This window comes from Pelagivirga sediminicola, assembly GCF_003072125.1.
GTDB lineage: Bacteria > Pseudomonadota > Alphaproteobacteria > Rhodobacterales > Rhodobacteraceae > Roseovarius > Roseovarius sediminicola.
Map to the genome: position 1 here is coordinate 116348 of NZ_QCYH01000001.1, position 26678 is coordinate 143025.

27 protein-coding genes and 1 tRNA gene are annotated in these 26678 nt (G+C 65.7%); 15 read left to right on the forward strand and 13 right to left on the reverse strand.

Annotated features, from left to right (window positions below):
- Positions 1-35 precede the first annotated feature (35 nt).
- Positions 36-989, reverse strand: a complete 954-nt coding sequence (locus DC366_RS00475) for a radical SAM protein (protein ID WP_108690235.1) — start codon at positions 987-989, stop codon at positions 36-38.
- A gap of 251 nt (positions 990-1240) precedes the next feature.
- On the opposite strand from DC366_RS00475, the gene zwf reads away from it, so the two are divergent.
- From zwf to DC366_RS00495, 4 genes are all read left to right on the forward strand, one after another.
- A complete protein-coding gene (gene zwf, locus DC366_RS00480) occupies positions 1241-2698 on the forward strand; it encodes a glucose-6-phosphate dehydrogenase (RefSeq protein WP_108690236.1) in 1458 nt (485 codons plus the stop codon).
- Positions 2695-3366, forward strand: a complete 672-nt coding sequence (gene pgl / locus DC366_RS00485; RefSeq protein ID WP_108690237.1) for a 6-phosphogluconolactonase — start codon at positions 2695-2697, stop codon at positions 3364-3366. The genes zwf and pgl overlap by 4 nt, the downstream gene beginning before the upstream one ends.
- A 3-nt stretch (positions 3367-3369) precedes the next feature.
- Positions 3370-4971: a glucose-6-phosphate isomerase gene (gene pgi / locus DC366_RS00490; protein ID WP_108690238.1), complete on the forward strand. Its 1602-nt coding sequence runs from the start codon at positions 3370-3372 to the stop codon at positions 4969-4971.
- Positions 4972-5252: 281 nt separating this feature from the next.
- On the forward strand, positions 5253-5528 hold the full coding sequence (locus tag DC366_RS00495; protein WP_108690239.1) for a YMGG-like glycine zipper-containing protein: 276 nt from the start codon (positions 5253-5255) through the stop codon (positions 5526-5528).
- A gap of 82 nt (positions 5529-5610) precedes the next feature.
- Here DC366_RS00495 and eno read toward each other — a convergent pair whose 3' ends face one another.
- The 3 genes from eno to xth form a co-directional block, all read right to left on the reverse strand.
- Positions 5611-6888 carry a phosphopyruvate hydratase gene (gene eno / locus DC366_RS00500; protein WP_108690240.1) on the reverse strand — a complete coding sequence of 426 codons (1278 nt, stop codon included), beginning with the start codon at positions 6886-6888 and terminating at the stop codon, positions 5611-5613.
- 77 nt (positions 6889-6965) lie between these two features.
- Positions 6966-7859, reverse strand: coding sequence for a DMT family transporter (locus tag DC366_RS00505; protein ID WP_108690241.1), 894 nt, complete (start codon positions 7857-7859; stop codon positions 6966-6968).
- 24 nt (positions 7860-7883) lie between these two features.
- A complete protein-coding gene (gene xth, locus DC366_RS00510; RefSeq protein ID WP_108690242.1) occupies positions 7884-8663 on the reverse strand; it encodes an exodeoxyribonuclease III in 780 nt (259 codons plus the stop codon).
- A gap of 386 nt (positions 8664-9049) precedes the next feature.
- Here xth and DC366_RS00515 point away from each other — a divergent pair, with 386 nt between their 5' ends.
- From DC366_RS00515 to DC366_RS00525, 3 genes are read left to right on the forward strand one after another with little or no spacing between them, the layout of a single operon-like run.
- Positions 9050-9523 (forward strand): DUF6749 family protein, encoded by a 474-nt coding sequence (locus DC366_RS00515; protein WP_133176144.1) that lies wholly within the window; start codon positions 9050-9052, stop codon positions 9521-9523.
- A 38-nt stretch (positions 9524-9561) separates the two neighbouring features.
- On the forward strand, positions 9562-10656 hold the full coding sequence (locus DC366_RS00520) for a DUF6902 family protein (RefSeq protein ID WP_243404991.1): 1095 nt from the start codon (positions 9562-9564) through the stop codon (positions 10654-10656).
- Positions 10653-11561 (forward strand): DMT family transporter, encoded by a 909-nt coding sequence (locus DC366_RS00525; protein WP_108690244.1) that lies wholly within the window; start codon positions 10653-10655, stop codon positions 11559-11561. Before DC366_RS00520 ends, DC366_RS00525 begins: the two co-directional genes overlap by 4 nt.
- Positions 11562-11611: 50 nt before the next feature.
- Here DC366_RS00525 and DC366_RS00530 read toward each other — a convergent pair whose 3' ends face one another.
- Entirely contained in the window at positions 11612-11935 is a 324-nt protein-coding gene (locus DC366_RS00530; protein ID WP_108690245.1) for a HesB/IscA family protein, read from the reverse strand.
- A gap of 92 nt (positions 11936-12027) precedes the next feature.
- Here DC366_RS00530 and DC366_RS00535 point away from each other — a divergent pair, with 92 nt between their 5' ends.
- From DC366_RS00535 to DC366_RS00570, 8 genes are all read left to right on the forward strand, one after another.
- Positions 12028-13221 carry a deoxyguanosinetriphosphate triphosphohydrolase gene (locus DC366_RS00535; RefSeq protein ID WP_108690246.1) on the forward strand — a complete coding sequence of 398 codons (1194 nt, stop codon included), beginning with the start codon at positions 12028-12030 and terminating at the stop codon, positions 13219-13221.
- A complete protein-coding gene (locus DC366_RS00540; protein ID WP_108690247.1) occupies positions 13222-15198 on the forward strand; it encodes a cation:proton antiporter in 1977 nt (658 codons plus the stop codon).
- 51 nt (positions 15199-15249) lie between these two features.
- A complete protein-coding gene (gene argS, locus DC366_RS00545) occupies positions 15250-16995 on the forward strand; it encodes an arginine--tRNA ligase (protein ID WP_108690248.1) in 1746 nt (581 codons plus the stop codon).
- An 81-nt stretch (positions 16996-17076) separates the two neighbouring features.
- Complete coding sequence (locus DC366_RS00550; protein ID WP_108690249.1) at positions 17077-18042, forward strand: SPOR domain-containing protein; 966 nt, start codon at positions 17077-17079, stop codon at positions 18040-18042.
- A gap of 25 nt (positions 18043-18067) precedes the next feature.
- Positions 18068-19078, forward strand: coding sequence for a beta-N-acetylhexosaminidase (gene nagZ, locus DC366_RS00555; protein WP_108690250.1), 1011 nt, complete (start codon positions 18068-18070; stop codon positions 19076-19078).
- Positions 19068-19847: a segregation and condensation protein A gene (locus DC366_RS00560; RefSeq protein ID WP_108690251.1), complete on the forward strand. Its 780-nt coding sequence runs from the start codon at positions 19068-19070 to the stop codon at positions 19845-19847. The genes nagZ and DC366_RS00560 overlap by 11 nt, the downstream gene beginning before the upstream one ends.
- Positions 19848-19851: 4 nt before the next feature.
- Positions 19852-20517, forward strand: a complete 666-nt coding sequence (gene scpB / locus DC366_RS00565) for an SMC-Scp complex subunit ScpB (RefSeq protein WP_108690252.1) — start codon at positions 19852-19854, stop codon at positions 20515-20517.
- A gap of 69 nt (positions 20518-20586) precedes the next feature.
- Positions 20587-20787, forward strand: coding sequence for a hypothetical protein (locus DC366_RS00570; protein WP_133176145.1), 201 nt, complete (start codon positions 20587-20589; stop codon positions 20785-20787).
- Positions 20788-20807: 20 nt separating this feature from the next.
- On the opposite strand, the gene DC366_RS00575 is transcribed toward DC366_RS00570, so the two are convergent.
- From DC366_RS00575 to DC366_RS00610, 8 genes are all read right to left on the reverse strand, one after another.
- Entirely contained in the window at positions 20808-21884 is a 1077-nt protein-coding gene (locus DC366_RS00575) for a 2'-deoxycytidine 5'-triphosphate deaminase (RefSeq protein WP_108690254.1), read from the reverse strand.
- Between the two features lie 118 nt (positions 21885-22002).
- A tRNA-Pro gene (locus DC366_RS00580) sits at positions 22003-22079 on the reverse strand.
- 69 nt (positions 22080-22148) lie between these two features.
- On the reverse strand, positions 22149-23027 hold the full coding sequence (locus DC366_RS00585; RefSeq protein ID WP_108690255.1) for a MerR family transcriptional regulator: 879 nt from the start codon (positions 23025-23027) through the stop codon (positions 22149-22151).
- A 7-nt stretch (positions 23028-23034) separates the two neighbouring features.
- Positions 23035-23337 (reverse strand): integration host factor subunit alpha, encoded by a 303-nt coding sequence (gene ihfA, locus DC366_RS00590; protein WP_108690781.1) that lies wholly within the window; start codon positions 23335-23337, stop codon positions 23035-23037.
- 111 nt (positions 23338-23448) lie between these two features.
- Positions 23449-24423 carry a beta-ketoacyl-ACP synthase III gene (locus DC366_RS00595; RefSeq protein WP_108690256.1) on the reverse strand — a complete coding sequence of 325 codons (975 nt, stop codon included), beginning with the start codon at positions 24421-24423 and terminating at the stop codon, positions 23449-23451.
- The gene (gene plsX, locus DC366_RS00600) at positions 24420-25610 is read right to left on the reverse strand and encodes a phosphate acyltransferase PlsX (RefSeq protein ID WP_108690257.1); all 1191 of its coding nucleotides are present in this window, start codon (positions 25608-25610) and stop codon (positions 24420-24422) included. The genes DC366_RS00595 and plsX overlap by 4 nt, the downstream gene beginning before the upstream one ends.
- Positions 25611-25650: 40 nt before the next feature.
- The gene (gene rpmF / locus DC366_RS00605; protein WP_108690258.1) at positions 25651-25857 is read right to left on the reverse strand and encodes a 50S ribosomal protein L32; all 207 of its coding nucleotides are present in this window, start codon (positions 25855-25857) and stop codon (positions 25651-25653) included.
- Between the two features lie 155 nt (positions 25858-26012).
- A complete protein-coding gene (locus DC366_RS00610) occupies positions 26013-26591 on the reverse strand; it encodes a YceD family protein (RefSeq protein ID WP_207768640.1) in 579 nt (192 codons plus the stop codon).
- Positions 26592-26678 lie beyond the last annotated feature (87 nt).

The window sequence follows — 26678 nt, forward strand, 5'->3', positions numbered from 1 at the left end:
GCCCCGCTCGTCCCTCGCCGCCGCGACCGGCCCGGTCAGGCCGAGCAGCTGGCGCCGCCCAGAACGCAGAATTTGGCGCAATGGGGATGGTTCAGCGCCACGTCGCGCTCGGCCTCGGCCAGCGTCGTGCCGAGTTCGAATTCGGGCGCATAGGGCAGCAGCGTGCAGGCCAGCACGGCGGGGCTGGCCGCGCCCTTGCGTTTGACCACCATGCGCGAGGATGCGCACATCACCGAACCCGGCGAGATGTTCAGGATATCCCAGCAGGCGGTCGTGATCTCGGGGACTTCGATATTCTCGTCCATTTCGGGAAAAAGCACGGTCGCCGCCGGATTGCCCGCATCTATGTCAAAACCGTGCCGCGCGCACAGCGCGCCGTAACCTGCGCGCGCCTCGTCCTCGCTCTCGCCCCAGACGGTGCGCCCGGCGATGGCCATGGGCACGCCGGTGGCGGCAAGCCATCTCATACCGGTGATGGTCTGCCGAAAGGCACCCTCGCCGCGCTCCTTGTCGTGCAGCTCCTCGGTCCAGTGATCGACCGAGATGCGCAGCGTCAGCTGGCCGGGATAGGCATCACTCAGCTCTGCGATCCCGTCCTGCATGGCGGGGCGCATCATCGGGCGCATGGCGTTCGTCAGGACCAGCACCTTGTAGCCGCGCGCCAGCGCCGCGCGGGCCATGGCGATCATCTCGGGGTTCATGAACGGCTCGCCGCCGGTAAAGGCGATTTCCTCGATCGGCCACGCGCGTTCTTCGATCTGGTCCAGATACGCCGCGACTTCGGCCTCGGTGATGTAGACCAGCGCATCGTTGCTGGGCGAGGAGGCGATATAGCAATTGGCGCATTCGATGTTGCACAGCGTGCCCGTATTGAACCACAGCGTGCGCGGGCGCGTCAGGCCGACATGGGCGCGCGGCTCGCCCTTCGCGGTGCGTTTCGGGTCCTGGAACTTGCCGATATTCGCCGATGGGGCTGCGCTTTCTTTCATGCTGTCCTGACCTGTGCTTTGGCGGCCCTGCCTAACGCGGCCCGCGCGCCGGGGAAAGCGGTGCGCGCATGTCTGACACAGTTGTGAACGCGGCCAAGACTGCTAAAGTGCGCCCGGTGCGGCCCGCTCGGCCAGGCGGGCAGGCCCGCCATGGAGGCGCGGCGCGGCGCGACAAGCGGCCCGGCCTGTGCGGGCGGCAAGACATCAGAACGCGCCCGAAGACGGTGCAGAACGCCTTGAGGGGAAAGCCAATGGTATCGCGCGTCATACCCGTCCAGCCGTTCGATCTGGTCATTTTCGGCGGCACCGGCGATCTGGCCCGGCGCAAGATCCTGCCGGCGCTCTTTCGCCGTTTCTGCGCGGGCCAGATGGACGCGCAGGCCCGCGTCATCGGCGCCGCGCGCGCCGAGATGGACGATGCGGGCTACCGCGCCTTCGCGCGCGATGCGATCATCGAATTCGACGTCGACGCCGCCAGCGACGCCGCGCATCTGGAGCCGTTTCTTGAGCAGCTAAGCTATGTCGCGCTGGATGCCGCGGGCGAGACGGGATGGGACGCCCTGCAGGACCGGCTGGCCGGATCCGAGCGGATCCGCGCCTTTTACTTCTCGGTCGGCCCGTCGCTGTTCGGCGATCTGGCCATGCGTCTGCACACATATGGGCTGTCAAATCCGGACTGCCGGATCGTGGTGGAAAAGCCCTTCGGTCGCGATCTGGACTCCGCGCGCGCGCTGAACAAGGTTCTGGCAGAGCATTTCACCGAGGCGCAGATTTACCGGATCGACCATTACCTCGGCAAGGAGACGGTGCAGAACCTGATGGCGATCCGCTTTGCCAACACCTTGTTCGAGCCACTGTGGAACAGCCAGTATGTCGATCACATCCAGATTACCGTGGCCGAGTCGGGCGGCGTCGGCACGCGCGGCGGCTATTACGACAAATCCGGCGCGATGCGGGACATGATGCAAAACCACATCATGCAGCTTTTGTGCCTGACCGCGATGGAGCCGCCCGCGAAATACGATCCCGATTCGGTGCGCGATGAGAAGCTGAAGGTGATCCGCGCGCTGGAGCCGGTCGAGCCCAGGGACGTGGTGCGCGGCCAGTACGAGGCCACCGACCGGCTGGCCGGATACCGCAACGAGGTGGGCAGCCGCGACACCACGACCGAAAGCTTCGTTGCCCTCAAGGCGCGGATCGGCAACTGGCGATGGGCCGGCACGCCGTTCTACCTGCGCACGGGCAAGCGTCTGCGCGCGCGCGCAAGCGAGATCGCGGTTGTGTTCAAGGACGCGCCGCATTCGATCTTCGGCTCGGACGCGGGGCGGCACCGCAACATCCTGACGATCCGCCTGCAACCCAACGAGGGGATCGAGATGGGCGTCACCATCAAGGAGCCGGGGCCGGGGGGCATGCGCCTTGTCGATGTGCCGCTCGACATGACCTTTTCCGAGGCGCTGGGGCCGCAGGCCGCGGATATCCCCGACGCTTACGAGCGGCTCATCATGGATGTGATCCGCGGCGATCAGACCCTGTTCATGCGCGGCGACGAGGTCGAGGCGGCATGGGCCTGGACCGATCCGATCATCGAAGCATGGGAGGCGCCGGGTTCCGAGCCGGTGCTATACGCAACGGGCAGTTCGGGCCCCGATGACGCATTGGCGCTGATCCATCGTGACGGGCGCCGCTGGCGGGAGATAAAGCCATGAATTTTCAAGAATATCCTGACGCCGAATTCATGGCGATGGGGCTGGCCGACGTGATCGCGACCCAACTGAACGCGGCCTTGCGCCAGCGCGATCGCGCGCTGCTGGTGGTGCCGGGCGGCAGCACGCCGGGGCCGGTCTTTGACACGCTCTGCGGCGCGCGGCTGGAGTGGGAGCGCGTCGATATCCTGCCCAGCGACGAGCGCTGGCGCCCGCAGGCGCATATCCGCTCGAACGCGGGCCTGATCGCGCAGCGCCTTATCTGCGAGCGGGCGGCGGTGGCCAATCTTCTGCCGCTCTACATCGCGGACGAGACGCCCGAAGATGCCGCGCCGCGCCTGTCCGAGGCAATCGCGCCGCGCCTTCCGATCGACGTGGCGCTGGTCGGGATGGGCGCGGATATGCACACCGCATCGCTTTTCCCCCGCGCGCCCGGTCTGGAGGCGGCGCTGGCGCATGACGCGCCCTTGGTGCTGCCCATGCGGATCGAGGGCGAGCCGGAGCCGCGTGTCACGCTGGCCGCGCATGTGCTGAAATCCGCGATGCATCTGCATGTCGTCATCACCGGCGCAGACAAGCGCGAGGCGCTGGAGCGCGCAGAGGGGCAGGATGCGCTGATCGCGCCCATTGCCGCGCTGCTGGACGATGCCACCGTGCATTGGGCGCCCTGACCCATGTGGCGCGATCTGAAGATCATGGCCGACAAGGCAGGCAGGCGCGGCATCGCGCCGCTGTTCGGTGACGGCAGGGCCGAGGATTTCTCGGTCCGGGCGGACGGGATGCTGCTGGATTATTCCAAGACGGCGATCGATGCCGAGGCGCGCGCCGCCCTTCTGGCCGAAGCCGAGGCGCGCGGCGTGCCCGCCCGGCGCGAGGCGATGTTCACCGGCGCGCATATCAACCAGACCGAGGATCGCGCCGTGCTGCATACCGCGCTGCGCAATCTGGGCGGCGCGCCCGTGATCGCCGATGGCGAGGATGTGATGCCGGGCGTGCTGGACACGCTGGCGCGCATGAAGGGCTTTGCCGACGCGGTGCGCAGCGGCGCCTTGCGCGGGGCGGGCGGGGCGATCACCGATGTGGTCAATATCGGCATCGGCGGCTCTCATCTGGGACCGGAGATGACCGTGCGGGCGCTGGCGCCCTATGCGGACGGGCCGCGCTGTCATTTCGTGTCCAACATCGACGGCGCCGATATCACCGCGGCGCTGGACGGGCTGGACCCCGCGCGCACGCTGATCCTGGTGGCGTCCAAGACCTTCACCACGACCGAGACCATGACCAACGCCGCGACCGCGCGCCGCTGGATGGAGCGCAGTGTGGATGATCCCGGCGCGCAGTTCGTCGCGCTGTCCTCGGCGGTGGACAAGGCGGCGGAATGGGGCATCGATCCCGCCCGCGTCTTTGGCTTCGAGGATTGGGTCGGCGGGCGATATTCCATCTGGGGGCCGATCGGGCTGTCCCTGATGATCGCCATCGGCTCGGATGCCTTTACCGAGTTTCTGCGCGGCGCAGAAGCGATGGATATCCATTTCCGCACCGCTCCGCTGGACGCGAACATGCCGGTGATGCTGGCGCTTGTCGGGCTGTGGCACACCCATGCCTGCGGCTATCCGACGCGCGCGGTGCTGCCCTACGATCAGCGGCTGGGCCGACTGCCGGCGTATCTGCAACAGCTTGAGATGGAATCCAATGGCAAGGGCGTGGCGATGGACGGGTGCAGCCTGACATATCCGTCCGGTCCCGTCGTCTGGGGCGAGCCGGGAACGAACGGCCAGCATGCCTTTTACCAGCTTATCCATCAGGGCACGGCCGTTATTCCGTGCGAATTCCTGATCGCCGCACGCGGCCACGAGCCGGAGCTGGCGCATCATCACAGGCTGTTGGTGGCCAATTGCCTGGCGCAGTCCAAGGCGCTGATGCGCGGCCGCAGCCTTGAGGAGGCGCGCGCGCTGATGCGCGCCGAGGGCTATCGCGGCGCGGCGCTGGAGCAGCAGGCGCGCCACCGGATGTTTCCCGGCGGGCGCCCCTCCACCACGCTGATCTACGATCTGCTGACGCCCTACAGGCTGGGGCAGATCATTGCGCTCTATGAACACCGGGTGTTCGTCGAAGGGGTCATGCTCGGCATCAACTCGTTCGATCAATGGGGGGTCGAGCTGGGCAAGGTGCTGGCCACGGACCTACAGGCGGTTCTGGATGGCGCGGCGCCTTTGGCGGACAAGGACGGATCGACCCGGCAACTGGTTACATTCGTTCAATCATACAGCGGCTGACCCGCCCTCGCGGCACAAACGACCCTCACGGGCCGGACCTGCACCCGCGCCGACCGTTGGGAGAATTCGCCATACTGCCTGCGCGCCACGTGCTAATACACGCACAGTTGCGCAAAAGGTTTCAAGTCGTCCGCGTTTTTCTGCCGATCGAAAAAACCTTTCGTGCTCTTGGGAACCTTCGGTGTCACTCTGCGTTTCAGTGTCAGCGCCCGCTTTTGGGGCTTTCCGCGAGGGAAACGCCGTGCGTTGGCAGCAGTGAAAGAGTGACAAAGGAGATCACGATGAAAACCTGGATATCCGCGATTGCATGCACCGCCGTGCTGGGCCTTGGAGCCTGCGACAACATGACTTCTCAACAGCGCACCGTTGCCGGTGTGACAGGCGGCGCGGCTGCCGGTCTGCTGACAGCCGAAGCGCTTGGCGCGGACAGCAAATGGCGCCTGATCTCCGCACTGGGCGGCGCGGCGGCGGGTACCGTCGTGGCTCAGAACCAGCAGCGCAAGGTTTGCGCCTATTCGCGCGGCGACGGCACCTATTATGAGGCGCCGTGCCCGTAAATTCAGCGGCCTGAAGAAACAACAAAGGCGCGGCAGATCTGCCGCGCCTTTTTTCGTGCTATTTCGCGCGAAGACCCGCGTTTCAGCCGCGCAGGACGCTGCGCCCAGCGTATTCGGCGGTCTCGCCCAGCATCTCCTCGATCCGGATCAACTGGTTGTACTTGGCCAGCCGGTCGGAGCGCGCGAGCGATCCGGTCTTGATCTGTCCGCAATTGGTGGCCACCGCCAGATCGGCGATGGTGGCATCCTCGGTCTCGCCCGAGCGGTGCGACATCACGTTGGTGAACCCGGCGCGATGGGCCATATCGACGGCGCGCAGCGTTTCGGTCAGCGTGCCGATCTGGTTGACCTTGACCAGCATCGAATTCGCGCAGCCGCGCGATATGCCGTCGGCCAGACGGTCGGGGTTGGTCACGAACAGATCATCCCCGACCAGCTGCACCTTGCCGCCCAGCTTGTCCGTCAGCGCCTTCCACCCGTCCCAGTCATCCTCGGCCATGCCGTCCTCGATCGAGATGATCGGGTAATCGGCGACCAGCGCGGCGAGGTAGTCGGCATTTTCGGTTGAGGTCAGCGATTTGCCTTCGCCGGTCATCTCGTATTTGCCGCCCTTGAAATACTCGGTCGCGGCGCAATCGAGCGCCAGATAGATATCCTCGCCGGGCTTGTAGCCTGCTTTCTCGATGCTTTTCAGGATGAAATTCAGTGCTTCGCGGGCGCTGGCGATATCGGGGGCAAAGCCGCCCTCATCGCCGATGCCGGTGCTGAGGCCCGCCGCCGACAGCTCTTTTTTCAGGGTGTGGAACACCTCGGCGCCCATGCGCACGGCCTCGCGGATATTCTGCGCGGCCACGGGCATGATCATGAATTCCTGGATGTCGATCGGATTGTCGGCATGCTCGCCGCCATTGATGATGTTCATCATCGGCACTGGCAACATGCGCGCCGAGGTGCCGCCGACATAGCGGTAAAGCGGCTGGCCGGTGTAATCGGCGGCCGCCTTGGCGGCGGCGAGCGAGACGCCAAGGATCGCGTTGGCGCCAAGGCGTGACTTGTTGGGGGTGCCGTCCATTTCGATCATCGCCATGTCCAGCGCGACCTGCTCGGTGGCATCGAAGCCCTCCAGCGCATCGAGGATCTCGCCATTCACAGCGTCGACCGCACCCAGCACACCCTTGCCCATGTAGCGCGCCTTGTCGCCATCGCGCCGTTCGACCGCCTCATGCGCGCCGGTCGATGCGCCCGAGGGCACCGCGGCGCGGCCCATGGTGCCGTCCTCAAGGGTCACGTTCACCTCGATGGTGGGGTTGCCCCGGCTGTCGAGGATTTCGCGCGCGTGGATGTCGATGATGCTGCTCATATGGGGATCCTTTGATGAAATGCGTTGGCGCCGCTTTAGCAAATTGCTCAGACGAAGGGAATTGTCCTGCGCCGTCCTCAGAGCGGTCCGGCAGGTTTGGCCCGGCGGTGCGCGCGGGCAAGCCGCTGTTCGCGCACCAGCGTATAAAGGCCCGACGCGATGATGACGGCCGCCCCGATCAGCGTCCACAGATCCGGCCGCTCGCCCAGAAGGGTCATGCCGAGGATCAGCGCAAAGATCAGCCGCGCATAGCGGAACGGCGTGACCGCGGCCACTTCGCCCACGCGCATAGCGCCGACGATGAAGTAATACCCCATCACGCCGAACACCATCGCGCCGAACAGATAGGCCCAGCCGACCGGCTCCAGCGGGGCGGCGCCGCCGCTGAAAAACAGCAGCACCGCGCCCGTCGGCACCATCGTGCCGAACGCATAGCATGACAGCTGCATCGACGAAACGCTGGGCGGGATCGCGCGGGTGGCAAGATCGCGGATGGCCAGCCCGACGACCGATATGACCGCAAAGATCGAGGAGGCATCGAACGCGTCCATGCCGGGGCGCACGATCATCATCACGCCCGCCATTCCCACAAGGATCGCCGACCAGCGCCGCCAGCCCACCTGCGCGCCCATGAAGAGCGCGGCGCCGATTGTCACCGCCAGCGGCGTGGCCTGAAGGATGGCCGAGACGGTGGACAGATCCGCCAGCGCCAGCGCCGTGACATAGCACACGGCCGCGATGATCTCGCCCACGTTGCGCAGGATCACGGCGCGGGTCAGCAGCACGCGCGTAAAGAGCTTGCCGCGTCCCATCTTGGTGAAGACCGCAAAGATCAGGCAGCCGGCGGTGCCCAGCATCATCAGGATCTGCCCCACGGGCAGGCCCTCGGACAGCAGTTTGACGAAATAATCCTCCAGCGCGAATCCGGCCATCGCCAGAACCATCAGCGCGCTGCCGCGCAAGTTATCCATTACTCATTCCCTTTCCGGGCCAGCTCAGGCGCGCAGGCGCACCCAGACAGGGACATGGTCGGACGGCTTTTCGCGCCCGCGAATCTCGGCGTCGATTTGGCAATCCTCCAGCAGATCGGCACAGTCGGGGCTGAGCAGGAAATGGTCAATGCGGATGCCGTCGCCGCGATTCCACGCGCCCGCCTGATAATCCCAGAACGTATAATGCCCGGGCCCCTGAACGCGCGCGCGGAACGCCTCCGTAAAACCCATGTTCAGGATCCGGCGATAGGCGGCGCGGCTTTCGGGCCGGGCCAGCGCATCCTCCTGCCATTTCTCGGGGTGCTTGGCGTCCTCGTCCTGCGGGATGATGTTGTAGTCGCCCGCCAGCAGGAACGGCTCTTCCAGTGCGAGCAGTTCAGCGGCGCGCGCCTGCATCCGGTCCATCCAGGCCAGCTTGTAGTCGTATTTCGGCCCCGGCGCCGGATTGCCGTTCGGCAGGTAGAGGCCGCAGACGCGGATTGCGGTTTCACCCATCACCGTCGCCTCGATCCAGCGGGCCTGTTCGTCGCTCTCGTCGCCGGGCAGGCCGCGCGTGACGTCCTCCAGCGGCAGTTTCGACAGGATCGCGACCCCGTTGAACCCCTTCTGGCCGTGCGTTTCGACGCTATAGCCGCGATCCTCGAACAGCTCGCGCGGGAATGCCTCGTCGACGGACTTGATCTCCTGCAGCAGCACGACATCGGCGTCCGCCTCGTCCAGCCAGTCGGGCAGGGCGGTGATGCGGGCCTTGATGCCGTTGATGTTGAATGTGGCGATCTTCATGGGCAGTCCTCGCTGGCGGAAGGCGTTCCCTTCTATCGCCCAGCCGCGCGCCGGGGGCAAGCGGTGGACGGACGCTGCTGCGAATCGGTTCGCGACGGGGGTGCGATTCGATCCGGCCAAGGGGGCGACAGAGGCATGCGCACGCATAGGTTGTCGCCGAGGGAGGGCCGCCGATGCCCGTGGGATGGGCGGAAATGGCGCGAAAATCCCCCTGTGGATAAGTATTTTTTACGTTCAGATTTGGTAATGTCAAAGAGAACTTACAACCTGAAGTTGAAGTTAATTTCGTGTTAATACTCTCCCTCAGGTTGAAAAACCGCTTGGCAGAATTCGGAACTGCTGCAAGCCTTGAGGGGTCTGCAACACCAATCTGGGGAACCAACAAAATGACAGCACAACGCAAAGTTGAAACCGTATTCGCCACCTCCGCTGCCGCGTCGATGACAGCCGCAAGCCTGCATGACGGCGCCGCGGTCGAGGCATTCACTTCCTCGCTCAGCCCTGCCAGCCGCGCCGATGCAACGATGGGCGAGGGTCTGGAGATGTTCACCTCCTCGCTCAGCCCCGCTGTCCGGGCCGATGCGTCGGCGGGCGACAATGTCGAGATGTTCACCTCGTCGCTGAGCCCCGCAGCGCGCGCCGATGCGTCGGCAGGTGACAATGTCGAGATGTTCACATCCTCGCTCAGCCCCTCTCTTGCGGCAGACGCGGCTGCAGGCGATGCGGTTCAGATGTTCACCTCTTCGCTGGCTCCGCGTGCGGCGGCGGGCGATGCGGTTGGCGCATTCACCTCTTCGCTGGCCCCGGCCGCCGAAGCGCGTGAGGGCGACGCCGTCGAGATGTTCACCTCCAGCCTCTGAGCGCTCACCTGAACGGGGCCTTGGGCCCGGACCGATCAATGGAGATCACCGACATGACGACCATCGTCCAGCTCAACGTCCCGTTCCGCCAGCACAGCAAGGCCGCGCGTCAAGCGGCCTTGCTCAAGACCTTCGCGCAAGGGCGGCGCACGCAGGAGGATGTTTTCTGGCTCAAGGAAAACGCCGAAATGCTGAATATCCTGGAATCCACCGACGCGGAACTGGCGCCGGGCGCGCTGGATGTCTATGCAGCCTTTCATGATGATATCGAGCAGCGGATGGAGTTCTTTCCGCAATATTACCGCTTTCTTCTGTCGCTGTGCCTCGACCTTGAGGATCTGGGCCTGCCAGGCTCCAAGGGGGCGGCCTTGAGCGCGTGGGTCGCGCAGCAGGGGCTGGCCGAGGCCGAACTGTCGGATCTGCAGCGCGCCGAGGCGCGGCGCCTGTGCGCGCGGCGCGGCATTGATCCGCTGCCCGATGACGGCGGGCTGGATGCGCGGCTGCGCGCCTTTGCCGCCCGCTCGCAGACCTTTGCGATGCCGAACAAGAAGGCAGCGTATGAGCTGACCCATATCGTTTTCTATCTGTCCGAATACGGCCGCAAGGATCCGCAGATCGGTGCCGCGATCACCACCAGCCTGATGTTCGCCGGCACGCTCGCCTTTCTGGATTTCAACGCCGATCTGCTGGCGGAAATCTGCCTTGCGCTGCGGTTTGCAGGCCAGGTGCCGCCCGATGTCTGGGAAATCTGGCTGACGCAGCAAATCCGCACCTTTTCGCTGGAGGATTGCGACGGGCTGCAGGATGATTATCACGAATACCTGATGCTGAACTGGTTCATGTCGCGCGCGGGGCAGGGCGGCTTTGGCGATACCGTCCCCGATGGGCGGCTGACATTTGCGCGCACGCGCCCCTGCTCGGCGCCGCTGCGCGAGTTGTCGCAATGCATCTATTCCATGGGGCCCGCGCGGTCCGGCGACTGGGGCGTGATGAAGGACGAGATCGCGGGGCAGCTTTCGGATGAGGCGCGCGCCGCATTGATCGCGGCCGAGGCATCGACGGATCAGTTCGGCGCCTTTTTCGAGGGATTCGCGCGTGTCGGGTTGCGCGCAGCCGCGGGGACGCGGCCATGATCGGCGCTCGCGTGCAGGGATGCGCCATCGTGCTGGGTGTCGGCCTGACGCTGGGCTATACCGCGCTGATCTCCAGCGCCGATGCGATTACGCGGATGTTTGGCGAAAGCTACGCCGCGCCGCAGCTGTTTGCGCTGTCAGGCGCCATCGTTGCGCTTTTGTCGCTGTTTGCGGACCGCGCCGCGCCCGCGCCGCGCGGGCTGCGCACGGCCTGTCCGCGGGCGATGGGCATTCGCGCGGTTGCAACGGTGCTGGGCGCCGCTGCGTTTTTTTATGCGTTCCGCCTGCTGCCCTTTGCGGAGGTGTTTCTGTTCATCGCGCTGATCCCGCTCTTTACCGCGTGCCTGTCGGGGCCGGTATTGGGCGAGGCGCCGCGCCCGCAGGCCTGGGGCGCGCTGGTTCTGGGCCTTGTCGGCCTTCTGTTCCTGGCGCCGGGCGGTCTGGGGGGCTTCGGTGCGGGGCATGTCGTGGCCCTGGCGGCGGCGCTGCTGGGCACGGTTTCGATGATGGCGTCGCGCTATATCGGCTTGCGGGACGACAATCTGCTGGCGCAGGTGTTCTGGCCCAATCTGGCGCTCGCGGGGGCCATGGCCTGTGCGCTGCCCTTCGTCTGGGTGCCGATGGGCGCGATCGACCTCGGCTGGGCCGGCGCCTATGCCGCGATCCTTTTCGCCGCCCGCTGGGTGCTGGTGGGGGCGCTGCGGCAGCTTCCGGCCTATGTGATCACACCGCTGATGAACCTGCAGTTCCTGTGGATGGTCGCCATCGGCGCGGCTGTCTTCGGCGAGGTTCCGGGCGCGGCGCTCTATATCGGGGCGGGGCTTGTGATCACAGCCGGGGCGTGGCTGATCCTTGATCAGGTGTATCCTCGGCCTGCCTTGCGCAAGATCGTGCCTGCGGAGTGATGTCATCGGTGGTGATGTGATACATCACTATCGCGATCCAAGACTTTGATCTACATCGAAAAAGATGTTCCACATCCGCAGCTGCTGCTGGCGTTGGGATTGTTGATGGTGAAGCGCGCGCCGATCAGCTCTTCGGTGAAATCGATGACCGCGCCGGTCAGGAAAGACAGCGACACCGCATCGACCACCACCTTTTGTCCGGCGCGCTCCAGCACCAGGTCATCCTCGGCGGGATCGTCCAGCTTGATCTCATACTGAAAGCCCGAACATCCGCCGCCCTCGACGGCGATGCGCAAGGCGCGGCCCTGATCGCCGGCGCCGATTTCGCTCAGGCGCTCGAAGGCGCGGTCGGTGACTTTGGGCGGCAGGTTCATCACAGATCTCCGTCGGCAGGTGTTTGGGCAGTTTCGCAGCCCCTCGCTTTGCAATATATGCGGCGCATGTTCCCCCGGCAAGGAGGCCCGCCATGACAGCGCCCGCCACGTCGCCCATTGCCGCGCGTCCCGCCGCCTCGCGGGGGCGGCGCACGCCCGAAGAGGAAAGCGCGTTCCGCTCGTGCTTTCAGCGGGATCGCGACCGCATCATCCATTCCAGCGCGTTCCGCAGGCTCAAGCACAAGACGCAGGTGTTCGTCGCCCACGAGGGCGATTATTTCCGCACGCGCCTGTCCCATTCCATCGAGGTGGCGCAGGTGGCGCGCACGATTTCCGGCGCGCTTGGCCTCAATGGCGAGCTTACCGAGGCGGTCGCGCTGGCGCATGATCTGGGGCACACCCCCTTTGGCCATACCGGAGAGGATGCGCTGCATCGCCTGATGCAGCCCTACGGCGGTTTTGATCACAACGCGCAGGCCATCCGCATCGTCACGGCGCTGGAGCGTCACTATGCCGAGTTCGACGGTCTGAACCTGACATGGGAAACGCTGGAGGGGCTGGCCAAGCATAACGGCCCGGTCACCGGCGATCTGCCCTATGCGCTGGCCGAATACGCGGCCCTGCACGATCTGCAGCTGCACACCCATGCCAGCGCCGAGGCGCAGGTTGCCGCGCTGGCCGACGACATCGCCTATAACAATCACGATCTGCACGACGGCCTGCGCGCGGGCCTGTTCACCGAGGCCGAGGTTGCCGGGCTGCCGATCGTCGGGCCCTGCTATGCCGAGGTGGACCGGCTCTATCCCGGTCTTGACGCCTACCGGCGTCGGCACGAGGCGCTGCGCCGCGTCTTTGGGGTGATGGTGGCCGATGTGATCGACACCTCGCGCGCGATCATCGCCGAGGCGGGGCTGCGCGATATCGATGCCGTGCGCACCCTGGGGCGGCCCGTGATCCGGTTTTCCCCGGTGCTTTGGAGCGATCTTCAGGGGGTGCGCCGCTTCCTCTTTACGCGGATGTACCGCGCGCCCAAGGTGATGGTTCAGCGCGCGCAGGCAACCAATGTGGTCGACGGGTTGTTTCCATTCTACATGGAGCAGCCCGAACATCTGCCGCGCCGCTGGCAGGGCGATGTCGACGCGGCCAAGACGACAACCGAGCTGGCCCGGCTGGTCAGCGATTATATCGCCGGGATGACCGACCGCTTTGCGCTGGCACAGCATGCGCGGCATCTGGGCGGTCCCGGCGGGGCAGGGTCCTGGCCCGACGAGATGGAGAGACGTTGAATGGCAGTCGAGACAGCAGGCGCGATGTCGCCGATCATGGCCTTTGCGCTGGTGGGGGCCATCGGCGTGGGATCGCAATGGGTGGCGTGGAAGCTGCGCCTGCCGGCCATCGTGCTGATGCTGCTGGCGGGCCTCGTGATCGGGCCGGGCCTCGGGATCTTCCACCCCGAGCGCGACATCGGCCCGCTGATGACGCCTATGATCAGCATTGCGGTGGCGATCATCCTTTTCGAGGGCGGCATGACGCTGAACCTGCAATCGCTGCGCGAGGCGGCCAAGGGGGTGCGGCGGCTGGTGCTGATCGGCGCGCCCGTGGGCTGGGCAGGCTCGGCGCTGGCACTGCATTACGTGGCGGGGCTGAGCTGGGCCAGCTCGGCGGTGTTCGGCGGGATTATGATCGTCACCGGCCCGACCGTGATCGCGCCGCTTTTGCGCACCGCGCGACTGGCCAAGCGCCCCGCGCAACTGCTGCAATGGGAGGCAATCGTGAACGATCCCATCGGCGCGCTGGCCGCGGTGCTCGCCTTCGAGGTGGTGCTGGTGATCTACGCGACCGAGACGTTCGGCGCGGCGGTCTGGGACATGAGCGTGGGTATCATCGGCGCCACGGTCATGGGTATCGCCGCGGGCTGGTTCCTGTCCGAGGGGTTCCGCCGCGGGCGGGTGCCGGAATTCATGAAGGTGCCGGTGCTTTTCGCGTCGCTGCTGATCGTCTTTGCACTGGCCGACAGCCTGCTGCATGAAAGCGGCCTTCTGGCGGTCACGATCATGGGCTTCTACATCGCCAACGCGGGCCTGCCCAGCTATACCGAGCTGCGCCGTTTCAAGGAGCACGCGACCGTCCTTCTGGTATCGGGCGTCTTCATCCTGCTGGCCGCATCCATGGACATCGAGCGGCTGAGCCTGCTGGGCTGGCCCGCGCTGATCTTTGTCGTGGTCGTCATTCTCGTTGTGCGCCCGGCGACGGTCATGCTGTCGCTGGCCTTCACCAACATCCCGATGAAAGAGCGTCTTCTGGTGGCTCTCACGGGCCCGCGCGGCGTGGTTCTGGTGGCGGTTGCGGGTCTTTTCTCCGAGCGGCTGGTCAGCGCGGGTGTCGAGGATGCGGCGCTGCTGACGCCACTGGCCTTTGTGCTGGTGGCGGCCACGGTGGTGCTGCACGGCTTTACCCTGCGCCCGCTTGGTCAGGCGCTGGGGCTGGCGGGCACCAGCGTGCCGGGGGTGATCTTCGTCGGCGGCTCGCGCTTTTCCGCCGCCTTCGCCGAGGCCCTGCAAAAGGAGGAGATCCCCGTGCTGATCGCCGACGCCAACCGCGCGCGCCTGCGCAGCGCCCGCGAGATGGGATTGCCGATCTATGTGGGCGATATCCTGTCGGACGGGGCCGAGCATGGTGTCGAGTTCATCAGCTATGGGCGCGTTATCGCCACATCGGACAATGATGCCTACAACACGCTGGTGGCCACTGATCTTGCCCCCGAATTCGGGCGCGAGCATGTCTATCAGCTGAAACGCGCCAAGCAGGAGCAGACGCGCCACGCGCTGCCTGCCACGCTGGGCGGGCGCAGCATCGCAGGCGGGCTGCGCTATCTTGAGCTTGCCCGCCGTATCCAGGAGGGCTGGGAGGTCCGCTCGACCAACATCACCGAGGAATATTCGGTGGATGACTGGCGCGAGGACAACCCCGAGTCGGTCCCGCTGGCCGAGCTGACGCCGGGGCGCAACATGCGCATCATCGCCGGCGACGCTGAGATCAAGGCAGGCCCCGGCATGCGGCTGCTGGCCCTGTCGCCAGCCCGCGAGCGTGCCGCCGACTCGGCCGAGCGCAAGGGCGCCACCGAGGATCAGGCCGAGGATGCCCAGAAGGCCGCCGAGCAGTCGCGGGAGGAGGCCGAGGCCGACGCCCGGACCGAGGCCGATGCAAACGCCAAGGCCAAGGCAAAGGGGGCGGAAATACCCGGTGATCCAGCTGTGGATTGACGCGCGCGGCCTTGGTGATAAACCGGGCCGCGTATGCAAGGAAGCCAAGCCATGAACCTATTCACCGATATCCGCGCCGCTGTTCTGGAGGCACTGACCGCGCTCGAGGGCGCCGGGCTGCTGCCCGCGGGCCTTGACCGCGCCAACGTCACGGTCGAGCCGCCGCGCGATCCGGCGCATGGCGACATGGCCACCAACGCCGCGATGGTGCTGGCCAAGCCTGCGGGCCTCAGGCCGCGCGAGATTGCCGATGCGCTGGCCGCCGAGCTGATGCGCGATGCGCGCATCGACACCGCCGAGGTGGCCGGCCCCGGATTTTTGAACCTGCGCCTTGCGCCTTCCTGCTGGCAGGACGTGGTGCGCGCGGTGATGGACCAGGGCGCGGGCTTTGGCCGCTCGCAGATGGGGCAGGGGCGGCGCGTCAACGTCGAATATGTCAGCGCCAACCCCACCGGCCCGCTTCATGTGGGCCACACGCGGGGCGCCGTTTTCGGCGATGCGCTGGCCAGCCTGCTGGATTTCACCGGCCATGACGTCACGCGCGAATATTACATCAACGATGGCGGCGGGCAGGTCGACACATTGGCGCGGTCGGTCTATCTGCGCTATCTTGAGGCGCATGGCCGCGCCGTGGATTTCCCCGACGGCACCTATCCCGGCGACTACCTGATCGAGGTCGGCGAGGCGCTGAAGCAGAAGATCGGCGATATCTGGGTGGGCCAGCCCGAAGATGTCTGGCTGGCCGAACTGCGCGACTATGCCACCGACGCGATGATGGACCTGATCCGTGCCGACCTGAAATCGCTCGGCGTCGAGATGGACAGGTTCAGCTCCGAAAAATCCTTCTACGGCACCGGCCTGATCGAAAAGGCGATTGCGTCGCTGGATGCCAAGGGCCTGATCTACGAGGGCGTGCTGGAGCCGCCCAAGGGCAAGATGCCCGATGATTGGGAGCCGCGCGAGCAGACGCTGTTCCGCTCCACCGCGCACGGTGACGACGTGGATCGCCCGGTCAAGAAATCCGACGGCAGCTGGACCTATTTCGCGCCGGACATCGCCTATCACTATGACAAGATCACGCGCGGCTTCGATCTGCTGATCGACGTGTTTGGCGCGGATCATGGCGGCTATGTCAAACGCATGAAGGCCGCCGTTTCGGCGCTGTCGGATGGCAAGGTGCCGCTGGAGATCAAGCTGACGCAACTGGTCAAGCTGTGGAAGAACGGCGAGCCGTTCAAGATGTCCAAGCGTGCGGGCACGTTCGTCACCCTGCGCGATGTCGTGGACCTGGTCGGCGCGGATGTGACGCGCTTCGTGATGCTGACGCGCAAGAATGACGCGCCGCTTGATTTCGATTTCGACAAGGTGCTGGAGCAGTCCAAGGACAACCCCGTCTTTTATGTCCAATACGCCCATGCGCGCGTCTGCTCGGTGCTGCGCAAGGCGGCCGACGCGGGGATCGATGCCAGCGACGCGGCGCTTGGAGCGGCTGATCTGAGCCTTCTGTCGCACGAGGCCGAATTGACGCTGGCGCGCAAGATCGCCGAATGGCCCCGTCTGGTCGAGCTTGCCGGGCGCACGAACGAGCCGCATCGCGTGGCATTCTATCTCTATGATCTGGCGTCGGAGGTTCATGCGCTCTGGAACCGGGGCCATGACGCGCCCGAGCTGCGGTTTCTGCAGGAGGGGGATGCTGCGACAAGTCAGGCGAAAATCGCCCTCGTCCGGGCTGCTACCGTTGTTATTTCCGCAGGTTTGGGTATCTTGGGCGTCACACCGGCAGAAGAGATGCGCTGAAGCGGCACAGACGCCGGGCGGAAAGACGGGCGGGGCAGTCATGCCGGCGGGTTTGATCCGCTGGTGTAGAAGAGGCAGTAAATGGCATCATTTCAAGAGGATCCGCAGCAAACTTCGCGCAGCGAAGATACGCCTGTTCATCTGGTCACGCGCGCGACCTATGCGCTCGGCTCGATCCTGTCCGTCGGGCTGGTGATCGGCCTTGGTGTCTGGGGCTACAAGCTTCTGGTGCGCGATGTCAGCGGCGTGCCGGTGATCCGCGCCGCCGAAGGCCCGATGCGCGTGCAGCCCGAGGATCCGGGCGGCCGCCAGACCCAGAACCAGGGGCTTTCGGTAAACGACGTCGCCGCCGTCGGAGCCGCCGGAACCGCGCCCGACCAGCTGATCCTCGCCCCCGCGCCGCTCGATCTGAGCGATGAGGATGCGGCGGGCATCACAGACGCACCGGAACCGGCCCCCGAAAGTGATGTCCAGACCGCGCAGGCCGCGCCCGAGTTACCGGAGACGCCCGAGATGGAAATCGCCGAGGCCGAGGCGCGGTCGGAGGCTCAGACCGACACTCAGGCCGAGCCTGACATGCTGGCTCTGGCCGAATCCATCAGTCAAGGCATCACACCGATGGAGGATCTGCCGGATCCGTCCGATGCGGACGCCGCCGAGCCCGAAGATGAGGGCGCTGTTGCGGCCTCCATGCGCCCCCGCGCGCGCCCGTCCGGGCTCAGCAATATCCGTGAAGTGGCCGCCGCCGCGCCTGCCGCGCCGGGCGGGCGCGACGTTGACCCCGAAACGATCCCTGTCGGCACCCGCCTTGCACAGCTTGGCGCCTTCTCCAGCGAAGAGATCGCGCGGGAGGAATGGAACCGTCTGGACGCCCGGTTCGAGGAATATCTCGCCGGCAAGGATCGCGTGATCCAGCGCGCCACCAGTGGCGGGCGAACCTTCTATCGCCTGCGCGCCATGGGATTTGACGATCTGGCCGAGGCGCGGCGCTTCTGCTCGGCCTTGGTATCTGAAAAGGCGGAATGTATTCCGGTGGTTACGCGGTGAACCTCATGTTGATGACACCTGCCACATGACACATTTCGGCGCGACGATCCTTGACGCGGACGGTCTGCGGCTGACCGCGGAGGAAAAGCGGCTCTTTGCGGAGGCGGACCCGTTCGGCTTCATCCTGTTTGCGCGCAACATCGACACGCCCGACCAGGTGCGCGCCTTGTGTGACGAGATGCGCGCCGCCGTGGGGCGCGATGCACCGATCACCATCGATCAGGAGGGCGGCCGCGTGCAGCGTCTGCGCCCGCCGACATGGCGCAAATGGCCCGCCCCGCTGGATCATGTGCAGGCCGCGGGCGCGCAGGCCCGCGAGGCGATGTATCTGCGCTATCGCCTGATCGCGGACGAACTGCACGGCCTTGGCATCGACAGCAATTGCGCGCCGCTGGTGGATGTCGCCGGCGCCGTCACGCATGGGTTTCTGCGCGATCGCTGCTATGGCACGGACGCAGCCGAGGTGGCCGATCTGGGCCGCGCGGTGGCCGAGGGTCTGCTGGATGGCGGCGTTCTGCCGGTGCTCAAACACATTCCCGGACATGGGCGCGCGCAGGCCGATAGCCATCTGGACCTGCCCGTGGTGGCCGAGCCCCGCGAGGTGCTGGAGGCCTGCGATTTCGCCCCTTTTAAGGCGCTGAGCGATCTGCCGATAGGGATGACCGCGCATCTGGTCTACTCCGCGCTGGATGCGCGGCCGGCCACGGTGTCGCCGGTGATGATGGGGCTGATCCGCGACGAGATCGGCTTTGGCGGGTTGATCATGACCGATGACATCTCGATGAAGGCGCTCAAGGGCAGCCTGACGGAGATCACGCGCGCCTCGCTGGATGCTGGCTGTGACGTGGCGCTGCTGTGCAACGCGTCGCTGGAGGACCGGCGCGCCGTGGCCGATATCGCCGGGCGCCTCGACGATGCCGGGCAGGCCCGCGCCGAGGCCGCGCTGGCCGCGCGGCGCACGCCGACGGAGGTTGACATTCCGGCGCTGGACGCAAAGCTGTCTGCCATGAGCGGCGGGCTGACATATGGCGGATGACTGGGCCGAGGCGCCGGGCGCGGTCGCCGAACGGCTGGCCGCGGAGGCGCTGATCGTTGATGTCGATGGCTTCGAGGGGCCGCTGGACCTGTTGCTGACGCTGAGCCGGACGCAAAAGGTAGATCTGCGTAAGATCAGTATTCTGAACCTCGCCCGGCAATACCTTGAATTCGTGGAGAAAGCCCGACAGCTGCGGCTGGAGCTGGCGGCGGATTACCTTGTGATGGCCGCATGGCTCGCCTTTCTGAAATCACGCCTTCTGCTGCCTCCCGATCCCGAAGAAGAGGGCCCGTCGGGCGAGGAGATGGCCGCGCATCTGGCCTTTCAGTTGGAGCGTCTTCAGGCGATGCGCGACGTTGCGGCGCGGCTGATGGCGCGCGATCAGCTGGGCCGTGATTTCTTTGTCCGCGGGCAGCCGGAAACGGTCACCCGCACCCGTAAGGTGACCTATACCGCCACGCTTCTGGACCTGATGCAGGGCTACGCACGCACCCGCACCCGGGATGAGTTCCGCCCCTACGCAATGGACCGCGAGGCGATCTTTTCGCTGGAGCAGGCGCTGGACCGAATGCGCGGATTGATCGGGTTTGCCGGGGAGTGGACGGACATTTCCGCCTATTTGCCCGAAGGTTTCGGCACGGATCCCGCGCGCCGCCGTTCGGCCGCGGCGTCGACATTCGCCGCATCGCTGGAACTGGCCAAGGAGGGCCGGATCGAGCTGCGTCAATCCGAGGCCTTCGCGCCGATCGAACTTCGCAGGCGAGGTTAGGTTCATGCCGCAAGACGCTGAAACAGAAAGAGAGTCGCTGTTCGAGGCTCCGCCGATGGCCGAGCAGGAGCGCATGGTCGAGGCCATCCTCTTTGCCACATCCGAGCCGATCAGTGCGCGTGAGCTTGATGCGCGCCTTCCGCATGGCTGCGACGCTGCCGAGGCGCTGGTGCATCTGCGCCGCCGCTATGAGGGGCGCGGCGTGAGCCTGGCGCGGATCGGCGACGGCTATGCGCTGCGCACGGCGCCCGATCTGGGATACCTCATGCAGCGCGAGACGGTGGAGATCCGCAAACTCAGCCGCGCGGCGATCGAAACGCTGGCGATCATCGCCTATCACCAGCCTGTCACGCGCGCCGAGATCGAGGAAATCCGTGGCGTTTCGGTCAGCCGCGGCACGGTGGACCAGTTGCTGGAAATGGAATGGATCCGCTTTGGTCGCCGCAAGATGACGCCGGGCAGGCCGGTCACCTTCGTGGTGACGGACACGTTTCTGGGGCATTTCGGATTGGAAACCGCGCGCGATCTGCCCGGTCTCAGGGAATTGCGCGCCGCCGGTCTGCTGGACAGCCGGTTGCCGCCCATGTCCATGCCCGGCGCTAAATCCGAGGATGACGAGGACGAATTACCGCTGAAGGACGGCGATCAGAGCGAGCTTTTTGAAGAATAATCGCAAACGCCCTGAAATCTCCATCATTCTTTGCTATATAGACCATGTGAGGAAAAGCAGGAGCGCGCAATGAATGCCAATCGGATGATCAACATGGCGATACGCATGATCATGCGCCGTCTTATGCGGACGGGTGTCAACGCGGGAATCGGCGCTGCCGGTAAGCGCATGAACAAGGGCAAGGCGCCGGGCAAAAGCCCCGACACCAAGCAGACGCAGAAACGCGCGCGCAGCACGATGAAGATGGCGCGCCGGATCGGCCGAATGTAATGCAAAGCGTCAAGTTCGCTTTATACGGACTTGAAGTGCTTGGATAATTTCAGACCTTGGCCTTGGTAGTTGGAGCTTAGATCGGCGCCATAAAGAGTGGCGGGCACTTGCTCCATGCGCTCGTAGATCAACCGCCCCACCGTCTGGCCGTGTTCGAGCACGAAGGGCGCTTCGTGACAGCGGACCTCCAGCACGCCGCGCGCACCTGTGCCGCCGGCGGCGTCGTGGCCAAATCCGGGATCGAAAAATCCGGCATAGTGAACGCGGAACTCTCCGACCATGGCCAGGTAGGGCGCCATCTCGGCGGCGTAGTCGGGGGGTATATGGACCGCTTCGCGGCTGACAAGGATGTAGAACGCGCCGGGATCAAGGATGATCCGCCCCTCGTCCGTGTGAACCTCTTCCCAGAAGTCGGCAGGGTCGTAATGCCCGATAGTGTCAAGGTCAATCACGCCGGCATGTGGCTTGGCCCGATAGCCGACCAGCGTGCCGGTTTCAGGGCGCAGGTCGACTGAAAACCCGAGGCCGTCGCTGATGACCGGCGTGCAATCGACCAGCCGCTGGCGCGCATGCAGCTCTGACAGTTCGGCGTCGCTCAGGACCGCCTCGCCGCTGCTGAACCGGATCTGGTTCAGCCGCATCCCGGGACGCACCAGAACCGAGAAGGAGCGGGGGCAGATCTCGGCATAAAGCGGGCCGTGATAGCCGGCGGGAACGCGGTCAAACTCGGCGCCGCCATCGGTGACGGCGCGGGTCAAAAGATCCAGCCGCCCGGTTGAGGATTTGGCATTGGCCGTCGCCTGAACGCCCTCGGGCAGGGCAAGCGATTCTATCAGCGGGACCACATAGACGCAGCCCTTTTCCAGCACCGCACCGGCGCGCAGGTCGATGCGATGCATCTCGAACTCGGTCAACCGCTCGGCGACGCTGCGCCCTTCACCGGCAAGGAAGGAGGCGCGCACGCGGTAGGCGATATCGCCCAACCGCAGATCGAGGCTCGCCGGCTGAATCTGGGCGGGCAGGATAGCGGGGGCGGCGGTGATGGCACCGCTGTCGATCAACGATCGGATCTGCTGGCTGGAGAGAACCCCGGTCATTGATGCGTCCTTTTGAAATCTCCAAAGATGTACCCGCCAGGGGCGGTCTTGGCAATTCCGGGCGCTCCCGGAACTGCGGCAGGTAGAGCGATTTTTTGTAAAACGGGGAGGGTGGTTATGGTCGGGCTAGCAGGACTCGAACCTGCGACCTTCCGTCCCCCAGACGGACGCGCTACCAGGCTGCGCCATAGCCCGACGATGTGGGTGTCATACCTGTTTCTGGAGCAGGGACAAGAGGTATTTCCGATTTTTACCGCCCTGCCATCACGAAGTTTTCGCGCTGCCCATCCGCGCGCGCAGCTCTGCCATGCGCCCGGAAAGATCGCGCAGAGCCGGGCGGTGCGTGTCCAGTGCGGCAGCGTCCATGCCCGCCAGCGCGCTCAGCTGCGAGGCAGGCGCGGGGACGGTATCGACCGGATCGTCCGGAACGGTGATGCGTGCGGGGCGCTTGGTGGCAGGCTCGGCCGGTGCGGGGGCGGCGGGCGCCGCATCCTCGGGGGGGGCTGGGGATGTGCGTGCCGCTTCGGTCGCAGGCTTGGGCGTTGGCTGCGCGGCGCGGGGCTCGCCCGTGTGGTCCTCCTCGGCGGGCGCGCTTGCATCGCTCGCATCGTCCGGCGCGGAGGTGCTATCTGTAGGGTCCGCCGACGCGGGCTTTTGCGGGGCCGGGATTTCTGCGTCGCTTTCTGCCGAGGCGGCATTCTCCTCAGCATCGACCGGGGGCGCTGAAGGTGCGTCATCCTCCAGCTGCGGCTCGGCCGCCTGCGGCGCATCTGCACTGCCGCGATCAAAGCTCAGCACCGTGCCGCGCGGCTCCTCGGCCTCGGTCACATCGAGCGCGATGCCGGCGATCGCCTCTTCCAGATCGGCATCGAGCGGGGGGGACATGGCGGCGACATGGCGCACGCCCTGATCGCGCATCACTTTTTGGACGCCCTTGATCGTCATCCCCTCGTCATGCAGCAGCTTGCGAATCCCGCCCAGCAACTGCATGTCGGCGGGGCGGTAATAGCGGCGCCCGCCGGCGCGCTTGACCGGTTTCACCTGGGTGAACTTGCTCTCCCAGAAGCGCAGGACATGGGCGGGAATGCCCAGCCAGTCTGCGACTTCGCTGATGGTCCGAAAGGCGTCTGCGGATTTTGACATTGCCTGCCTAGCGCTTGTTGCCGGCCGCCACGCGATCCTTCATCAGATGCGACGGACGAAAGGTGAGAACGCGGCGCGGGTTGATGGGAACCTCCTCGCCGGTCTTCGGATTGCGGCCGACGCGCGCGGACTTCTCGCGCACCGAAAATGTGCCGAAGGACGAGATCTTCACCTGCTCGCCGCGCACCAGCGCGTCCGACATATGCTCCAGCACGCTTTCCACCAGCTGCGACGAATCATTACGGGACAGGCCGACCTCGCGAAAGATCGCCTCGCTCAAATCCATGCGCGTCAATGTCTTGTCACTCATCGCCATCCCCCGATTGCAGTTTGCCAACAATAGGGGCGAAGAAATTTGCGAGTCAATTACAATGGCTTGGAATGGACCGTTTAAGTGCGGCGGCAGCGTGAATTTGCCATCCTACCAGCGCAGCGCGACCGCGCCCCAGGCCAATCCGCCGCCGATCGCCTCGCTCAGCAGCAGATCGCCGCGCTTGATGCGCCCGTCGCGCACGCCGACCGACATCGCCAGCGGGATCGACGCGGCCGAGGTATTGCCGTGGTCCTGCACCGTCAGGATGACGCGGTCCATCGACACGCCCATCTTTTTCGCCGTGCCTTGGATGATGCGGATATTGGCCTGATGCGGCACGATCCACGCCACGTCATCTGCTGTCAGGTTCGCCTTGGCCAGCGCGGCATCCGCCGTCTCGGTCAGCTTCTCGACGGCCTGCCGGAAGAGGGGATTGCCCTGCATGCGGACCTTGCCGGTGGTGCCGGTCGAGGACACACCGCCATCGACATAGAGCATGTCGCGGTGGCGCCCGTCCGAGTGCAGGTCGGTGGCGAGGATCCCGCGATCCTGCGAGGTGCCCGCGCCATCCTCGGCGCCCAGGATCAGCGCGCCGGCGCCGTCGCCGAACAGCACGCAGGTGCTGCGATCGGTCCAGTCCATGATGCGGCTGAAGGTCTCGGCGCCGATCACCAGAAGGCGGCGCGCCTGGCCCGATACGATCATCGCGTCGGCCGTGCAAAGCGCGAAGATGAAACCGGCGCAGACCGCCTGCACGTCAAACGCAAAGCCGCGCGTCATCCCCAGATTGGCCTGCACCATTGTCGCGACCGATGGAAAGGTCAGATCGGGGGTGGAGGTGGCGACGATGATGCCGTCAATCTCGTCCGGGGCCAGCCCTGCATGATCGAGCGCGGCGCGCGCGGCATGGGTCGCCAGATCGGACGTGGTCTCATCCTCGGCGGCGAAATGGCGCCGCTCGATGCCCGAGCGGGTGCGGATCCACTCGTCGCTGGTGTCGACCAGCGTCTCGAAATGGGCGTTGGGCACGATACGTTCGGGCAGGTAATGGCCGATGCCGAGAGGAACGGCGCGTGTGGTCATGTCTTGGCCTCGCTGGAGGTGTCTTCGCCGCCGGAGCCGCCCTCCGCGCCGTCATCATCCGCGCCATGGTCCTGCGACATCAAGGTCGCCTTTGCAACCCGGTCCGCCAGTTTTTGCGTGAATCCCTTCTGCGCCAGCTTGAACGCCAGCTTGACCGCCGCCGATACGCCGGTCTCGTCCGCGGCGCCATGGGATTTCACGACGGTGCCGTTCAGGCCCAGGAACACGCCGCCATTGACGCGGCGCGGGTCGATCCGCTTTTTCAGGCGGCGCAAGGACGGATAGGCCAGTAGCGCGGCGATGCGCGAGGTGACCGAATACTGAAACGCCTCGCGCAGAAGGTCCGCAATCAGCGTCGCCGTGCCTTCGCCGGTCTTCAGCGCGACATTTCCGGTGAACCCGTCGGTCACGATCACATCGGCGGTGTCGCCGGGCAGGTCGCGCCCCTCGACAAACCCGACGAAATCGAAATCGGCGCCGCGTGCATGGGCGCTGATCAGATCATGCGCCTCGCGCAGCTCGGCGCGGCCCTTGTGCTCTTCGGTGCCGACATTCATCAGTCCGATGCGCGGGCGCGTCACGCCGAATCCCTCGCGCGCATAGGACGCACCCATCAGCGCATATTGCATCAGATCCTTGGCATCGGCGCTGATATCGGCGCCGCCATCCATCAAAAGGTTGAATCCCTGGGGATTGCGCGAGGGCCACATCACCGCGATGGCAGGGCGATAGATGCCGGGCAGGCGGCGCAGGCGCAGCACCGACATCAGCATCAGCGCGCCGGTATTACCGCAGGAGACACAGACCGTCGCCTCGCCCGCGCGCACCGATTCCAGCGCGGACCACATCGAGGTATCCTTGCCATGACGGGCGATATGGCCGGGCTTGTCGTTCATGGTGACGACGCCGGGCGCATCGCGCAGCTCGCAACACTCCGCCAGCGCGCGGTGGCGCGCGACCAGCGGTTCAAGCTCGGCTTTCGGGCCGTGCAGGATAAAGGCAATGTCCGGGTTCTTGCGGGCGCTGTCGGCGATTCCCGCAACGACAGTGGCAGGGCCCGCATCCCCGCCCATCGCATCGACGGAGATCACGGTCTTGCCTCTGGATGCGCCAATAGCGCCCGGACCATCCGCGGATGGGCCGGGATGGCCTGCATCCGCGTCTGTGGTCTCTGGACGCACGGTCATACGGGCGGTCCGTCCTTGGTTGAGGTGCCGCTGGCGCGGATCAGGCCGCGTCGTCGTCCAGATCGACCTCGTCCGCCATCGCGACGATTTCGCGATCGGCATAGTGGCCGCAGGCCGAGCAAACGTGATGCGGGCGCTTCAGCTCGCCGCAGTTCGGGCACTCGTTGGGGTTGGCGCCGCTGAGGGCGTCATGTGCGCGGCGATTGTTGCGGCGCGATTTCGATACTTTGTTCTGCTGGACAGCCATGTCGCGATCCCGATTCCTGTGGGCCGAACGGGCCCTGTTTGCATAAGGTTCAGCGGCTCTTAGTCCGCCTTGCGGAGCCGGTTCAACCCCAAATCCCGTGAAAGCGCGAAAATACAGCGAAACGCCGCAACTGCAAGCGAATTCTCGCGCTGCGATCAGCTCTCGTCGCCGCCGTTTTCCTCCAGCTTGCGCTTCAGCCCGGCAAGACCTGCGAAGGGCTTCAGATCCGCATCCTCCAGCGGCGCCGCGCCCGGCGGGGCCGCCTGCGCGCGCGCAAGGTCGGCACCTTCGGCGCGCGGATAGTCCGGCAGCGCCAGCGCCAGCGCCTCGTGCAGCACGCGGGCCAGATCGATCACATCGCCCAAGGGCTCGTTCGTGTCGTCCTCGGGCATCTCGACGCCGTCCTCGGGCGTCGGGGCCAGTTCGGACGGGGCGGGCATGTCGGACAGGAACCTGCGCTCGACGCGCGTGTCGATGCGCGTCGTCACGGGCGCCAGCGTCACGACACAATCCTGAACGGCCGTCGCGCCCAGATCGGCGTTGATGCGCCAGTCGTGCCGGCCCAGCGGCGCAAGCGTTCCGTGAAATCGCAGCTTTCGCAGCGCGTTGATGCCCAGGGCGCTTGCCAGCGCCGCGCGCGCCTCTGCGTCCGGGGTGATGTCGAACGATTGCGTGCGCCCCTTGGGCAGGTCGGCGACGCGCAGGGCGGCGGGCTCGGTCAGCGGCTTTGCCATGGCGGAACGCTTCCTTTCTTGAACACAGGGGCCGGGTTGATGTAAGCGGGATAAAAGGCCCGCCGGGCCAATATCAAGAGGACAGTC

Excerpts from the sequence above, each read along its gene's own strand:
- DC366_RS00525 (WP_108690244.1), top strand. The coding sequence starts at position 10,653 with ATGATCGGCGCTCGCGTGCAGGGATGCGCCATCGTGCTGGGTGTCGGC.
- DC366_RS00570 (WP_133176145.1), top strand. The coding sequence starts at position 20,587 with ATGAATGCCAATCGGATGATCAACATGGCGATACGCATGATCATGCGC.
- DC366_RS00535 (WP_108690246.1), top strand. The coding sequence starts at position 12,028 with ATGACAGCGCCCGCCACGTCGCCCATTGCCGCGCGTCCCGCCGCCTCG.
- DC366_RS00595 (WP_108690256.1), bottom strand. The coding sequence starts at position 24,423 with ATGACCACACGCGCCGTTCCTCTCGGCATCGGCCATTACCTGCCCGAA.
- argS (WP_108690248.1), top strand. The coding sequence starts at position 15,250 with ATGAACCTATTCACCGATATCCGCGCCGCTGTTCTGGAGGCACTGACC.
- DC366_RS00530 (WP_108690245.1), bottom strand. The coding sequence starts at position 11,935 with ATGAACCTGCCGCCCAAAGTCACCGACCGCGCCTTCGAGCGCCTGAGC.
- DC366_RS00475 (WP_108690235.1), bottom strand. The coding sequence starts at position 989 with ATGAAAGAAAGCGCAGCCCCATCGGCGAATATCGGCAAGTTCCAGGAC.
- pgl (WP_108690237.1), top strand. The coding sequence starts at position 2,695 with ATGAATTTTCAAGAATATCCTGACGCCGAATTCATGGCGATGGGGCTG.
- DC366_RS00585 (WP_108690255.1), bottom strand. The coding sequence starts at position 23,027 with ATGTCAAAATCCGCAGACGCCTTTCGGACCATCAGCGAAGTCGCAGAC.
- pgi (WP_108690238.1), top strand. The coding sequence starts at position 3,370 with ATGTGGCGCGATCTGAAGATCATGGCCGACAAGGCAGGCAGGCGCGGC.
- DC366_RS00560 (WP_108690251.1), top strand. The coding sequence starts at position 19,068 with ATGGCGGATGACTGGGCCGAGGCGCCGGGCGCGGTCGCCGAACGGCTG.
- xth (WP_108690242.1), bottom strand. The coding sequence starts at position 8,663 with ATGAAGATCGCCACATTCAACATCAACGGCATCAAGGCCCGCATCACC.
- nagZ (WP_108690250.1), top strand. The coding sequence starts at position 18,068 with ATGACACATTTCGGCGCGACGATCCTTGACGCGGACGGTCTGCGGCTG.
- rpmF (WP_108690258.1), bottom strand. The coding sequence starts at position 25,857 with ATGGCTGTCCAGCAGAACAAAGTATCGAAATCGCGCCGCAACAATCGC.
- DC366_RS00550 (WP_108690249.1), top strand. The coding sequence starts at position 17,077 with ATGGCATCATTTCAAGAGGATCCGCAGCAAACTTCGCGCAGCGAAGAT.
- DC366_RS00520 (WP_243404991.1), top strand. The coding sequence starts at position 9,562 with ATGGAGATCACCGACATGACGACCATCGTCCAGCTCAACGTCCCGTTC.
- DC366_RS00575 (WP_108690254.1), bottom strand. The coding sequence starts at position 21,884 with ATGACCGGGGTTCTCTCCAGCCAGCAGATCCGATCGTTGATCGACAGC.
- plsX (WP_108690257.1), bottom strand. The coding sequence starts at position 25,610 with ATGACCGTGCGTCCAGAGACCACAGACGCGGATGCAGGCCATCCCGGC.
- DC366_RS00515 (WP_133176144.1), top strand. The coding sequence starts at position 9,050 with ATGACAGCACAACGCAAAGTTGAAACCGTATTCGCCACCTCCGCTGCC.
- ihfA (WP_108690781.1), bottom strand. The coding sequence starts at position 23,337 with ATGAGTGACAAGACATTGACGCGCATGGATTTGAGCGAGGCGATCTTT.
- eno (WP_108690240.1), bottom strand. The coding sequence starts at position 6,888 with ATGAGCAGCATCATCGACATCCACGCGCGCGAAATCCTCGACAGCCGG.
- DC366_RS00505 (WP_108690241.1), bottom strand. The coding sequence starts at position 7,859 with ATGGATAACTTGCGCGGCAGCGCGCTGATGGTTCTGGCGATGGCCGGA.
- scpB (WP_108690252.1), top strand. The coding sequence starts at position 19,852 with ATGCCGCAAGACGCTGAAACAGAAAGAGAGTCGCTGTTCGAGGCTCCG.
- DC366_RS00540 (WP_108690247.1), top strand. The coding sequence starts at position 13,222 with ATGGCAGTCGAGACAGCAGGCGCGATGTCGCCGATCATGGCCTTTGCG.
- zwf (WP_108690236.1), top strand. The coding sequence starts at position 1,241 with ATGGTATCGCGCGTCATACCCGTCCAGCCGTTCGATCTGGTCATTTTC.
- DC366_RS00495 (WP_108690239.1), top strand. The coding sequence starts at position 5,253 with ATGAAAACCTGGATATCCGCGATTGCATGCACCGCCGTGCTGGGCCTT.
- DC366_RS00610 (WP_207768640.1), bottom strand. The coding sequence starts at position 26,591 with ATGGCAAAGCCGCTGACCGAGCCCGCCGCCCTGCGCGTCGCCGACCTG.